Source organism: Clostridium sp. AM42-4 (assembly GCF_003480105.1).
Taxonomy (GTDB): Bacteria; Bacillota; Clostridia; order Lachnospirales; family Lachnospiraceae; genus Brotaphodocola.
Map to the genome: position 1 here is coordinate 92,560 of NZ_QUIK01000003.1, position 13,783 is coordinate 106,342.

Genomic DNA, 13,783 nt, shown 5'->3' on the forward strand with positions numbered 1-13,783 from the left:
GAGCAGAGCGAAGAACAATTGGTTCTTCGCTTTTTTCATTTCATGAGAAATCAAGGTCTGTGAAACAAGAACGCTCCGAGAAGCTATAAAGCGCTGGCTATGTATTTGCTGATTGATTGGGAAAAATAAATTCACATAGTTCTGCATGTTTTCACGGAAAAATAAATTTTTATAAAAATTAAAAAATCAGTTGACAAATCAGAATGGGTTGGATATAATATACATGTTGGTTCGGTGAATAGTTCATCGGGGCAATGGTTCGCAGAAGTGGCGGAATTGGCAGACGCGCACGGTTCAGGTCCGTGTGGTAGCAATACCTTGTGGGTTCGACTCCCATCTTCTGCACGAGCAGAGCGAAGGACGATTGGTTCTTCGCTCTTTTTGCATACCCTGAAACGGAAAATAGTATGAAAATTTCGGAAATTATGTTATACTTATTATAATTGTGAGTCTGGAAAGGGGGAAATGCTTTTATGAATATCAGAGAGATGAGAGAAGCCTGGGAAGCAGATTATCTGAGTCCCTATGCAGCTTTAAGCAGAGATACACAGGGGCGTGACCGCGAGGAAGAGCCTTGCGACATCCGCACAGCGTACCAGCGTGACCGCGACCGGATCCTGCACTGTAAGTCTTTTCGCAGATTAAAGCATAAAACGCAGGTGTTTCTGGCACCGGAGGGAGACCATTACCGGACCCGCCTGACTCATACACTGGAGGTTGCGCAGATTGCAAGAACCATTTCCCGTGCACTCCGGCTAAACGAAGATCTGACAGAAGCCATTGCCCTCGGACACGATCTGGGGCATACGCCCTTTGGACACTCCGGAGAGCGGATCCTGGATGAGCTTTGTCCCTATGGGTTTGCCCACTATCTTCAGAGTGTGCGTGTCGTGGAGGTGCTCGAAAAGGATGGAAAAGGGCTGAATCTTACAAAAGAGGTCCGGGACGGCATCAAGAATCACAGGACCAGCGGCCATCCTTCTACACTGGAGGGATGTGTGGTGCGTCTTTCTGACAAGATTGCGTATATCAACCACGATATCGACGATGCTATCCGGGCAAAAATCTTCACCGAGGACCAGCTTCCGTCCCGCTACACCGATGTCCTGGGACACAGCGTGCGGGAGCGGCTGAATCTTCTGGTACATGATATCATCCTGCAGAGCATGGATGCTCCGGAAATTAAAATGTCGCCCGCCATCGAGGAAGCGATGCAGGGACTTCGTGGATGGATGTTTGAAAATGTGTACGAAAACAAGGTTCCAAAAGCAGAGGAGGGAAGAGCCCAGCAGCTGCTGGTATTTTTGTACCGGTATTATCTGGAGCACACATCTGAGCTGCCTGAGGAATACCTGTTTATGATCCGGAAACGGGGAGAACCAAAGGAGCGGGTGGTCTGTGATTATATCGCAGGCATGAGCGACAGCTATTCCATCGACAAATTTGAGGAGTTGTTCATCCCGAAATCCTGGAAGGTGCATTAAAGGCTACTGTTATAACCATGATAAGGCGAAAGGAGCAGAGTTTCATGTATTATCCGGAAGATGTCGTAGAAGAGGTACGGACAAGAAATGATATTGTAGATGTGATCTCTGGATATGTAAAGCTTCAGAAAAAAGGGTCAAATTATTTTGGCCTTTGTCCGTTCCATAACGAGAAATCCCCTTCGTTTTCCGTGTCACCACAGAAGCAGATGTATTATTGTTTTGGCTGTGGAGCCGGGGGCAATGCGATCACGTTTGTTATGGAATATGAAAATTATTCCTTCTCGGAGGCATTAAAGGTGCTGGCAGACCGGGCCGGAATCCATTTGCCAGAGGTGGAATATTCAAAAGAGGAGCGGGAGAAGGCGGATAAACGTTCGACATTGCTTGAAATCAATAAGCTGGCGGCAAATTATTTTTATTACCAGCTCCATCAGCCACAGGGAAAGCTGGGCTATGACTATTTCCGGAAGCGGGAATTATCCGACGATACCATCCGGCACTTCGGACTTGGCTTTTCCAACAAGACCAGCAACGATCTGTACCAGTATCTGCGCTCGAAGGGCTATACCGATGAGATCCTGCGCGACAGCGGCCTTGTGACTATGGAGGAACGCGGGACCTACGATAAATTCTGGAACCGTGTTATGTTCCCGATCATGGATGTCAACAACCGTGTGATCGGGTTTGGCGGGCGCGTGCTGGGCGATGGAACCCCGAAGTACTTAAACTCGCCGGAGACGATGATCTTTGATAAGAGCCGGAATCTGTATGGCCTGAATTATGCCCGCACAAGCAGGGAAAAATATATGCTGGCCTGTGAGGGCTACATGGATGTGATCGCTATGCACCAGGCGGGCTTTACCAATGCAGTGGCATCGTTAGGAACTGCCTTTACAACCCAGCATGCCGTGCTGTTAAAGCGCTATACGGACACCGTTATCCTGACCTACGACAGTGACGGAGCCGGCATAAAGGCTGCACTCCGTGCAATCCCGATCCTAAAGGAGGCCGGCATCTCCACAAAGGTACTGAATTTAAAGCCCTATAAGGATCCGGACGAATTTATAAAGAATCTTGGTGCAGATGCTTTCCGGGAGCGGATCGCGTCGGCCCAGAACAGCTTCCTCTACGAGATCGACGTATTAAAGCGGGAATACGACTTAGAGGACCCGGAACAGAAAACCCGTTTTTACAATGCTACAGCCAGAAAGCTTCTGGAGTTTCATGAGGCGCTGGAACGGGACAACTATATCAGGGCGGTCGCACAGGCCCAGATGATCCCTTATGAAGACCTGCGCAGGCTGGTAAACCGTCTGGGCAGCCAGCTTGGACCGGCTACCGGAAAACGCTATGAGGAGGATAGAAGGGATCCACAGGAGCGCAAAAAGAAGAAGGAAAAGGATGACGGGATCCGCAGATCCCAGCGTCTCCTCCTGACCTGGCTGATCGAGCGTCCCCAGCTGTTTGAAAAGATCGAGGGAATCATCAGCGCAGAGGACTTTCGGGAACCGCTGTATCACGAGGTTGCCTGCATGGTTTTTGACGGTCATAAGCAGGGGAGCCTGAATCCGGCGGGAATCCTGAACCGTTTTATCAACGATGAAGAACAGTATAAGCAGGTGGCGGCTTTGTTTAACGCCAGTCTGCAGGATTCATTAAATAATGAAGAACAGCGAAAAGCATTTTCTGAGACAGTGCTGAAAGTAAAGAAAAACAGCCTGGATGAGGCAAGCCGGAGCGCCACAGACATTGCACAGCTCCAGGAAATCATCCGGCAGCAGGCAGCACTGAAAACGCTTCAGATATCCATTGACTAGGGAAAGAACCGGACGGAAACATTTCCTTCCGGTGGTCTGCAGTTGAGAAAGGGCGGATAGATATGGAAGAACGTACACAGACATTTGAAGAGAAGCTGGGATTACTGTTAGAGGAAGCCAGAAAGAAAAAGAATGTACTGGAGAACCGGGAAATTCTCGATTTTTTCAAGGGTGAGATCCTGGATCCGGAAAAGCTGGACCGTATTTACGATTTTCTGGACCGCAACCAAGTAGATGTCCTCCGGACAGATGAGGAGGATGACATCGATCCAGATCTGTTTTTGGATGAAGAAGCGGAGAAAGAGGAAGAAGCAGAGCTGAATCAGCTGGATCTGTCCGTGCCGGAGGGTGTCAGTGTGGAGGATCCGGTCCGCATGTATCTAAAGGAGATCGGAAAGATCCCTCTTCTGACAACGGACCAGGAGATTGAACTGGCCAAGCGCATGGAATTAGGGGACCAGTCGGCGAAAAAACGTCTGGCAGAGGCAAATCTCCGTCTGGTGGTCAGCATTGCGAAAAAGTATGTGGGAAGAGGCATGCAGTTTCTGGATCTGATCCAGGAGGGAAATCTGGGATTGATCAAGGCTGTGGAAAAATTTGACTACCGCAAGGGCTATAAATTTTCAACCTATGCTACCTGGTGGATCCGGCAGGCGATCACCCGTGCGATCGCTGACCAGTCCAGAACGATCCGTATCCCGGTGCATATGGTAGAAACCATCAACCGCCTGATCCGTACCTCCAGGCAGCTTGTACAGGAGCTTGGCCGGGAGCCTACCGCAGAGGAGATTGCCGCTAAAATGGAAATTCCGGTAGAGCGTGTGCGGGAGATCCGGAAAATCTCCCAGGATCCGGTATCGTTAGAAACCCCGATCGGAGAGGAGGAAGACAGCCATCTGGGCGATTTCATCCAGGATGACCATGTGGCTGTCCCGGCGGAAGAGGCAACCTTCACCCTGCTCCATGAACAGCTCATGGAAGCACTGGAAACCTTAACGGAGCGGGAACAGCAGGTATTACGCCTGCGTTTTGGCCTGGATGACGGCAAGCCGAGAACCCTGGAGGAGGTTGGAAAGCAGTTTCATGTGACCCGGGAACGGATCCGCCAGATCGAGGCGAAGGCATTGCGCAAGCTGCGCCATCCAAGCCGCAGCAGGAAGCTGAAGGATTATCTGGATTAAAAATCTATAGAAATAAAGGATATGGTAAGATGCGATTATCAGACAGACTGGAACGGATTGCCGCCACGGCGGCAGCAGTAACAGAAGGATATGTGGCAGATGTGGGGACGGATCATGGATTCGTCCCGATCCGTCTTGTGGAGAGTGGAAACGTAAAGCAGGTCATTGCCATGGATGTGCGTAAAGGGCCGCTTGCCAGAGCCAGTGAGCACGTTCAGGCATATCATATGGAAGGGCAGATCAAGGTACGGCTGAGTGACGGCTTAAAGGAATTAACCCCGGGCGAGGCAGATACCGTGATCATCGCCGGGATGGGCGGAGAGCTGATGCTGCGCATTTTAAAGGATGGCGCACATATGTATGACAGTGTAAAGCATTATGTGCTCTCCCCGCAGTCGGAGCTTTCTGTGTTCCGGCACGGACTGGAAGAGCTTGGCTTTTCTATTCTGGAGGAGCAGATGCTTTTCGATGAGGGAAAATACTATGTGATCTTACAGGTAAGCCCGGGAAGCATGCACTATACGCATGAGTACGAATACCGATACGGTGCAGACCTGATCCGCAAAAAGGACCCCGTCCTGCGTGCCTTCCTTGAGCGGGAGCTGTCCCAGGGCGAAGAGCTTTTAAAGCATTTGTCATTAAGCAATACAGATGGTGCAAAAAAGCGGGCCGAAGGCCTGTTAAGGGAACTGGAAGAGACAAAGGAGGCGTATTATGCTTTGCAGGGAGCTGATTGAAAAGCTGGAGAAGCTGGCCCCGCGTGAGCTGGCCTGTGACTGGGATAACCCAGGGTTTCTGGCCGGCCGGGGAGATAAGGAAATTAAGAAGGTGCTGGTTGCTTTGGATGCCACGGACCGGGTTGTAGAGCAGGCGGTAAAGGAGAAGGCAGACTTTCTTCTTACCCATCATCCGCTTGTCTTCCGGCCGTTAAAGCAGGTAAACGATGAGAATTTTATCAGCCGCCGGATCGTGACACTGCTGCAGGCAGATATTTCTTACTTTGCCATGCATACAAACTTTGATGCAGCGCCAGGCTGTATGGCAGATCTGGCAGCGGACCGTCTGGAAATCCTGAACGGGGTACCGCTTGAGGTGACTGGTGAGGTAAACGGCGAAGCGGTTGGGATCGGAAAAGCAGGAAGCCTGAAAGCGCCGGTGCCGCTGGATGCGTTTGCAGACCGGGTAAAAGCAGCCTTTGGCCTGCCGTTTCTTCTCATGTACGGAAGCGATGCGGTAAAGGAGCCGGTCAGCCGCGTGGCAGTGTCTCCAGGTGCGGGAGGCAGCATGATCCGCTATGCACTGGAAAAAAAGGTCCAGGTGCTGGTCACCGGGGACATTGGGCATCACGATGCGATCGATGCAGCGGCATCAGGAATGGCGATCCTGGATGCTGGCCATTATGGGCTGGAGCATATTTTTATCCCGTTTATGGCTGACTATATCAGAAATGTTTCGGGCAGTACGCTAGAGGTACTCCAGGCAGCACCGGATTTTCCGGCCCGTGTGATCTGATATAATGCATAGGTGGGAAATTCCTTATAACTCCTGTAGCCTGTGATGGAATGGAATCGTTTGAAAGGAGAGTGCGTATGGTTCGCGTGTGTGTATTGGGAGAGAAAAAACAGTATCAGGAGGATACACTCTTAAAAGAAGTGGCAGAAGAATTCCAGTGCCGTTTTTCCCATGAGATCCTGTTGGCTACGGTAGATGGAAAGCTGCAGGAGCTTCATAAGAAAGTAAAAGAAGGAACAAAGATTGAATTTTTAACGGCTGCGGATAAACCGGGAATCCAGACCTACCAGCGCAGTGTGCTTCTAATCCTCTTAAAAGCGTTTTATGAGGTAGCAGGGGCAGAACACATCCGGAAGGTCTCCGTGGAGTATGCCATTGCCAATGGCCTTTTTATTGAATCGGACGGGGACTTTGCCAAAGACCAGGAGCTGGCAGACCGGATCAAAGCGAAGATGACCGAATATGTGGAGGCAAAGCTTCCGATCATGAAGCGGAACGTAACCACGGACGAGGCCATTGAAATCTTTCATAAGCACCGGATGTATGAGAAGGAGCGCCTGTTCCATTACCGCCGGGTATCCCGGGTAAATCTGTACAGCATAGGCGGCTTTGAGGATTATTATTATGGCTATATGGTGCAGAATACCGGTTATTTAAAGTACTTTGACCTGATCCCGTACCGGGATGGTTTCATGCTCCTGCTTCCGGAACAGCAGGACCCGGAACATGTGGCACCATTCCACGACCGGGAAAAGCTGGCTGAGGTGTTAAGCGAGACCGAGGGCTGGGGAAGACAGCTGGAAGTTCCGACGGTAGGAGCCCTGGACGATGTCATCTGCAAGGGAAAGATCAGCGAGCTGATCCTGATGCAGGAGGCGCTGATGGAGAAAAAGATCGGCGATATCGCTGAGCAGATCGCTGTCCGTCCGGATACGAAGCTTGTCATGATCGCCGGGCCATCCTCGTCGGGAAAGACCACATTTTCCCACAGGCTTTCCATCCAGTTAAAGGCAAAGGGCCTGAAGCCTCACCCGATCGCAGTAGATAATTATTTTGTAAACCGCGTGGACAGTCCGAAGGATGAACACGGCAACTACAATTATGAGGTTCTGGAATGTCTGGATACCGCACTGTTTAACCAGAATATGACAGATCTTCTGGCAGGAAAGACTGTGGAGCTGCCAGAGTATAATTTCATCAAGGGTGAGCGGGAATATCATGGGGATTACCTGACGCTGGGACCGGATGATGTGCTGGTGATCGAAGGAATCCACTGCCTGAATGAAAAGCTTTCCTACGCCCTGCCGAGGAAAAACAAATTTAAGATCTATATCAGTGCCCTGACCCAGTTAAACATCGATGAGCACAACCGGATCCCGACCACAGACGGGCGCCTGATCCGCCGGATCGTGCGGGATGCGAGGACCAGGGGGGCTTCGGCCCAGGCAACCATCCGCATGTGGCCTTCCGTGAGAAAGGGAGAGGAGGATAATATTTTCCCATATCAGGAGGATGCAGATGTGATGTTCAATTCCGCCCTTGTTTATGAGCTTGCAGTATTGAAGCAGTATGCGGAGCCGGTGCTGTTTTCCGTTCCGCGTGACAGCGCGGAGTATGTGGAGGCCAAGCGCCTCTTAAAATTCCTGGATTATTTCCTTGGTGTCAGCAGCGAAGAGATCCCGCATAATTCCCTGATCCGCGAGTTTATCGGTGGAGGATGTTTTAAAGTCTGATATGGACCGGAGATAGTTGACAGTATTTCAGAATGATGGTAGAATAGGGAACATTGAGTAAGACAAATGGTCGCTGCCGCAGAAACGAAAGGCTGCGGGAGAGGAAAGTCCGGGCTTCACAGGGCAGGGTGCCAGATAACGTCTGGCGGAGGTGACTCCAGGGACAGTGCAACAGAAATATACCGCCGGCTTTGCCGGTAAGGGTGGAAGGGCAGTGTAAGAGACTACCGCCCGTCTGGTAACAGACGGGGCACATGTAAACCCCACTCGAAGCAAGACCGAACAGAAAGCATAAGGCGGCCCGCCTGCTTTCGGGTAGGTTGCTTGAACCAGGTGGTGACATCTGGTCTAGATAGATGACCATTCAACGACATAACCCGGCTTATCGTCTTGCTCATAATCTGATCTCGAATGGGGGTGACGCTGTAAAAAGCGCACCTCCTTTTTGTTTATAAGAAATAACGCGTTGCTGCATATGGAGAAAGGATGGAATCGCGATGAACCATAGGTTTCGGAAGGGCGCACTATGCCTGGTGTCTGTTTTGGCGCTTTCGGCCGGTGCCCTGTTTCCTTCCCGGGCAATGGATGCCCCGGGAAGCGGGGGGAAAAACTGGAGCTATGGAAAGGACCACCACTGGACCTACCGGGATGAAGACGGCACATTGCACACAGGCTGGCTCTTTTATGAGGGAGAATGGTACTGGTTCGATGAGCGCGGCTGGCTGCAGACCGGTGGCCAGAGGGACATTGACGGGGAACGCTATTTCTTTTTCAGCAATGGCCATATGGCAAGAAACCAGTATGTGGAATTAAAGTTTCTTGGGGAGAACGGACAGGAGGAAAAGAACCATGAGATCCGTGTGATCGGGACAGAGCGGCCCGATGCAGAGGATAAGGACTTGATCACGGACTATCTGTATGAGGTTCCGCGCGGCTGGCTTTCCCAGTTTGTGGAGGATGGCTGGCAGTTCCTGTTTTATAAGAAAAAAAGCTATTTTGAAGCACCATCCACCTCTTCCGGTATCTATTATGTACATCATGATACCGACCGGCGCTATAAAAAGGCAAAATTCTGTGATGCAGACGCGATCCTGCAGGCTTTTGGGGAGTACGCAGGGTATAAGGCGGGCTGTTACCGGGAAGACAGCACCATGATGCAGAAATTCTGGAATGCAGGTCCGGTCCTTGAGGATGTTCTGGAAATCCCGGATTATTATGCGTCGGATGCAGCATTCTGCTTTGGAAAATTATTTTCCGATTATGTGGGTGGCGAGAAAAAAGAAGACCTGCAGCGCGGTTTCCCGGAGGTGTGTGAGGAGTTGGAGAAAATCCTGCATCAGAAAGATGAGAAGTGAGTATTGACAAAAACCATACAATCGAGGATGATAAACCTACTAAAACGATAGGGGATGCAAAAGAGAATATGGAAAGAGAGATAGAAAAAGGAGCTGGCAGATCATTCTGCCAGCTCTTCCCAGGTCTCATAGAGTTCCTCAAGCTTTTGCTTAAGGGACTCTTTTTCGTTATTCAGTTCCACAAGGCGGGCAACATCGGTGTAAACCTCCTCCTGAGAGAGAAGCGCATCGATCTCGCCGTCGCGTGTCTCAAGACGGTGGATCTCATCCTCGACCTTTTTCAGATCATTCTGGCGCTTGCGGATGCGGGCCTGTTCTTCCTTTTGTGCCTTCCAGTCCAGCTTGACCTCGCTTTCAGCAGTGCCTTTTTGTGCCTCCGGGACACCGGTGGCTTTTAATTTTCCATTTGCGGCAGCAGTGCCGATAGCGCGGTCCCTTTGCACAAGATGCTGGGAGTCTGCCAGCGATGCGTCAGCAGCTCCTGCATGCACCGGAGCAACATATAATTCCTTCATCAGATCCTTCTTTTCCAGATAGTAATCGTAATTGCCAATGTAATTCAAGAAGGTTTGTCCGGTCAGCTCCAGGATCCGGGTAGCGGTCTGGTTGATGAAGTAACGGTCGTGGGAAACGTAAAGCACGGTTCCGGTATAGTTTTTCAATGCGTTTTCCAGAATTTCCTTGGAGGTAATGTCCAGATGGTTGGTCGGCTCATCGAGGATGAGAAAATTGGCTTCGGAAAGCATGAGCTTTGCGAGGGAAACGCGTCCGCGTTCTCCACCGCTTAGATCGGAGATACGCTTAAATACATCGTCACCGGTAAATAAAAATGCGGCAAGAATGTTGCGGATCTGGGTGTTGGTCAGATTTGGGTAAGCGTCTGAAACCTCCTCAAATACAGTCTTTTCCATATGAAGGACATGGTGTTCCTGGTCATAATAGCCGATATGTACCTTCGAGCCGAGGGTAATCGTGCCGGAATCGGCCGGAAGCAGGCCGTTGATGATCTTTAAAATAGTGGTTTTTCCGGTTCCGTTATTTCCGATGATGGCAACCCGCTCCCCACGCTTGATATCCATATCGACATGGGAGAACAGGTGAGTGCTGCCGAAGGATTTGTCCAGATCGCGAACGGTAAGGACATCGTTTCCGCTGACGATATGCGGCTCCAGGCTGATGCGCATCTCGTCCTGGATCTCTGCAGGCTTGTCCAGAACCTGGATCTTAGAGAGCATCTTTTCGCGGCTTTCAGCACGCTTGATGGACTTTTCGCGGTTGAAGGATTTTAACTTGGTAATGACCTCCTCCTGATGCCTGATCTCCTGCTGCTGGTTTAACCAGGCCTTCATCTGGGCAGCGCGGATCATGGCCTTTTTCTCGCTGTAGGCGGTGTAGTTGCCAAGGTAAACCGATGCATGCCCCATCTCGAGCTCCACGACCTTTGTGACTACGCGGTTTAAGAAATACCGGTCATGGGCAACGATGATGACTGCCCCGTTATAGTTTAAAAGATAGGTCTCCAGCCAAGCGATGGATTCCATATCCAGGTGGTTGGTCGGCTCATCGAGCAGGATGATGTCCGGGCGGGAGAGTAAGAGCTTACCAAGGGAAACACGGGTTTTCTGTCCGCCGGAAAGCGTGGAGACAGATTTGTTAAATTCATCCTCGGTAAAGCCCAGGCCCTTTAAGACGCCGGTTAACTCGCTCTGCCATGCATAGCCGTTTTCCAGCTCAAAGGTATGGCTTAAACGGCTGTATGCAGAAAGCATCTGTTCTAATTCCTCGCCGGTGGCATGCTGCATGCGGATCTCCAGATCGCGGATATCGAGCTCCATGTCGATGATGGGCTGTTTGACCTCTTTTAATTCTTCATAGATGGTACGGCTGCTGTCCAGATCCTGATGCTGGGCCAGATAACCGAGCGTTTTTCCCTTTGCCAGTACAACCTCGCCGGAATCGGCGGCAAGCTCGCCTACGATGATCTTTAGCAGGGTGGATTTCCCGGCCCCGTTGATCCCGACAATGGAGGCCTTTTCCTGGTCTTCTATATGGAAGGAAACCTCGGACAGAATCTCATCTGTACCGAATGCTTTGCTGATGTGATTACATGATAAAATCATAAATAACTCCATTTCGTTACATTTTCTACTATAAGACTTATCAAGTATAATATAGGTTTTTGGCACTTGTAAAGGGCTTTCTGTGTATTTTTTGTTCAGGAATTGTTTGAACATTGACATAGATTTCGCAAACGGTTATAATAGAATCCAATAGTTTACGTATAGGAGATGTGCAGCATGGAAAACAGAGAGATATCCAAAGCAGTTATTACAAGGCTTCCGCGGTATTACCGTTACCTCGGAGAGCTTTTGGAATCAGGTGTCGAGCGTATCTCATCCAACGAACTGAGTACCCGGATGAAGGTTACCGCTTCCCAGATCCGTCAGGACTTAAATAATTTCGGTGGGTTTGGACAGCAGGGATACGGCTACAACGTGAAATACCTGTATACAGAGATCGGAAAGATTCTTGGGATCGACCGTCAGCATAACCTGATCATCATTGGTGCCGGTAACTTGGGGCAGGCAATCGCAAATTACGCAAATTTCGAGAAGCGTGGATTTATCATCAAAGGAATGTTCGATATCAATCCAAGACTGATCGGTCTTGTGGTGCGCGGTATTGAGATCCGCGGTGTCGATGATCTGGAGCAGTTCATCAAGGATAACGATGTCCAGATGGCGGCACTGACGATCCCAAAGACAAAGGCACCGGAAATCGCAGACCGTCTGGTAAATGCCGGGATCAAGGCAATCTGGAATTTTGCCCATGTAGACTTAAATGTACCGGAAGACGTCGTTGTTGAGAACGTCCACCTTTCAGAAAGTCTCATGCGCCTGTCTTACCGGGTGTGCAGCATGCAGGACCGCAAGCTGGAAGAGGAAAAGAAAAAGGCACAGAGCGAAGCGTAACGGCAGGATCTCGTTGCTGGGCACGCACGCGTGAGCAGCAATGAAAAAGAGCCGGCAGGCAGGGATAAGGAAAGTTATCGTGCCTGCCGGCTTTTGCTGTTGCTGTTTTGGCAGCACAAAAACAGCAGTTTGGCGTGCTGCGGGCAGGTTCTGTGGCTGTTGCAAGGAGGCAGAAATAGTGGATTATGCAGTAACGGCACAGCAGATGAAGGCTGTTGACCAAAATACCATACAGGGAATCGGAATCCCGTCCATGGTCCTTATGGAGCGTGCTGCGCTTGCAGTTGCAGAGGCAGCAGTGTGCATGGCAGATGAGCGGGGGCTGGGAAAGCGTGCGCGGATCCTGGTGGCCTGCGGAACCGGGAACAATGGTGCAGACGGGGTTGCAGCAGGGCGTATCCTGCAGGGGCGCGGCTATGAAGTCCGCCTGTTCTTTGCGGGAAACCCGGAGCACGATTCGGAAGAGATGAAAGCACAAAAGCGGATCGCGCAAAAGCTGCAGCTTGTGCAGGTTACAGAGGAAACATATGAAAGTGAGCCATATGATATCATTCTGGATGCCTTGTTTGGAATCGGGCTTGGCAGGGAGATTACTGGGGCATACAGACAGGTTTTAGAAACGCTGGAGAGACTGAGGCAGAAATGGAATGCTTCCGTGATCGCGGTAGACACGCCCTCCGGGATTCATGGAAGTACCGGTGAGGTGATGGGCATTGCCTTCAGGGCCGATGTGACGGTAACCTTTGGCTACGCAAAAACCGGCCTGCTCCTTTATCCGGGAAAGCAGTATGCAGGCAGACTGACCGTTGCCGATATTGGTTTTCCGGAAATCAGCCTTCAAAAAGCGGGATGGGATGCAAAGATCCTGACCCCGGAGGATCTTAATCAGCTGCCTGTGCGCAGGCCGGATGGAAATAAGGGAACCTTTGGCAAGGTGCTGATCCTTGCAGGAAGCCGTGGAATGAGCGGGGCAGCTTATTTTTCGGCATTAGGCGCTTACCGCACAGGTGCGGGACTTGTGAAAGTCCTGACAGTGCCAGAAAACCGCCAGATCCTGCAGACACAGCTTCCAGAGGCGATCGTTTCCTGTTATGATCCTGACAATGAGGAAACCATGCAGAAAATCCTGGAGGATGCCTGTGCCTGGGCGGATGTGATCGTGGCGGGACCGGGCCTGGGGCAGGAACCATACACGGAATATCTTCTGGAGACGGTGCTTTCCGATGCCTATGTGCCGATCGTGCTCGATGCAGACGGCTTAAACTGTGTGGCATCCCATCCGTACCTGACACGTTATTTTACAGAGAATATCATCATAACGCCCCACATCGGGGAAATGAGCCGTCTGGTATCGGTTTCGGCAGCCGGTATCAAGAAGGAACCGTTAGAGCAGGCAAGAGCCTACAGCGCGCGGTATGGAACCATCTGTGTGCTGAAGGATGCGGTAACTGTCATAACCGATAAGGATGGAAATGCCTGGATCAACCAGAGTGGCTGCAGTGCCATGGCAAAGGGCGGTTCCGGTGACGTGCTTACCGGGGTGATCGCCGGCCTTTTAGCCCGCGGCATGGAATGTGCAGAGGCGGCTGCCTTTGGAGTCTATCTGCATGGCCGGGCCGGGGAATATGCGGCAGCCATGCTGGGAGACAACGGAGTATTGGCAACAGACCTTGCAAACAGCATTGGAAAAGGACCAGATCATCAGAATAGCCGGAAATAATGGAAA

Annotated in this window: 10 protein-coding genes, 1 tRNA gene and 1 other RNA gene; 11 read left to right on the forward strand and 1 reads right to left on the reverse strand. The window is 50.9% G+C overall.

Translation table 11 applies throughout. The features are described from left to right. Positions 1-261 precede the first annotated feature (261 nt). The 9 genes from DW922_RS03240 to DW922_RS03280 all read left to right on the forward strand — a co-directional run bounded on the left by DW922_RS03240 (position 262) and on the right by DW922_RS03280 (position 9,085). Positions 262-345, forward strand: a tRNA-Leu gene (locus tag DW922_RS03240). A gap of 128 nt (positions 346-473) precedes the next feature. Then, a complete protein-coding gene (locus DW922_RS03245; protein ID WP_118725767.1) occupies positions 474-1,484 on the forward strand; it encodes a deoxyguanosinetriphosphate triphosphohydrolase in 1,011 nt (336 codons plus the stop codon). Positions 1,485-1,528: 44 nt separating this feature from the next. Continuing rightward, positions 1,529-3,304, forward strand: a complete 1,776-nt coding sequence (gene dnaG / locus DW922_RS03250; RefSeq protein ID WP_118725768.1) for a DNA primase — start codon at positions 1,529-1,531, stop codon at positions 3,302-3,304. A gap of 62 nt (positions 3,305-3,366) precedes the next feature. After that, positions 3,367-4,485: an RNA polymerase sigma factor RpoD gene (gene rpoD / locus DW922_RS03255; protein ID WP_118718429.1), complete on the forward strand. Its 1,119-nt coding sequence runs from the start codon at positions 3,367-3,369 to the stop codon at positions 4,483-4,485. A gap of 29 nt (positions 4,486-4,514) precedes the next feature. After that, complete coding sequence (locus DW922_RS03260; protein WP_118725769.1) at positions 4,515-5,222, forward strand: class I SAM-dependent methyltransferase; 708 nt, start codon at positions 4,515-4,517, stop codon at positions 5,220-5,222. Beyond that, entirely contained in the window at positions 5,200-5,997 is a 798-nt protein-coding gene (locus tag DW922_RS03265) for a Nif3-like dinuclear metal center hexameric protein (protein ID WP_118725770.1), read from the forward strand. Before DW922_RS03260 ends, DW922_RS03265 begins: the two co-directional genes overlap by 23 nt. A gap of 77 nt (positions 5,998-6,074) precedes the next feature. Next, complete coding sequence (locus DW922_RS03270; RefSeq protein ID WP_118725771.1) at positions 6,075-7,730, forward strand: nucleoside kinase; 1,656 nt, start codon at positions 6,075-6,077, stop codon at positions 7,728-7,730. Between the two features lie 54 nt (positions 7,731-7,784). Then, an RNA gene (gene rnpB, locus DW922_RS03275) (RNase P RNA component class A) lies at positions 7,785-8,131 on the forward strand. Positions 8,132-8,227: 96 nt separating this feature from the next. Next, entirely contained in the window at positions 8,228-9,085 is an 858-nt protein-coding gene (locus DW922_RS03280) for a hypothetical protein (protein ID WP_118725772.1), read from the forward strand. 101 nt (positions 9,086-9,186) lie between these two features. On the opposite strand, the gene abc-f is transcribed toward DW922_RS03280, so the two are convergent. Continuing rightward, the gene (gene abc-f, locus DW922_RS03285) at positions 9,187-11,205 is read right to left on the reverse strand and encodes a ribosomal protection-like ABC-F family protein (RefSeq protein WP_118725773.1); all 2,019 of its coding nucleotides are present in this window, start codon (positions 11,203-11,205) and stop codon (positions 9,187-9,189) included. A gap of 177 nt (positions 11,206-11,382) precedes the next feature. Between abc-f and DW922_RS03290 the strand changes: the two genes are divergently transcribed. After that, complete coding sequence (locus DW922_RS03290) at positions 11,383-12,057, forward strand: redox-sensing transcriptional repressor Rex (RefSeq protein WP_118718425.1); 675 nt, start codon at positions 11,383-11,385, stop codon at positions 12,055-12,057. Positions 12,058-12,235: 178 nt separating this feature from the next. Further along, positions 12,236-13,777 (forward strand): NAD(P)H-hydrate dehydratase, encoded by a 1,542-nt coding sequence (locus DW922_RS03295; protein WP_118718424.1) that lies wholly within the window; start codon positions 12,236-12,238, stop codon positions 13,775-13,777. Positions 13,778-13,783 lie beyond the last annotated feature (6 nt).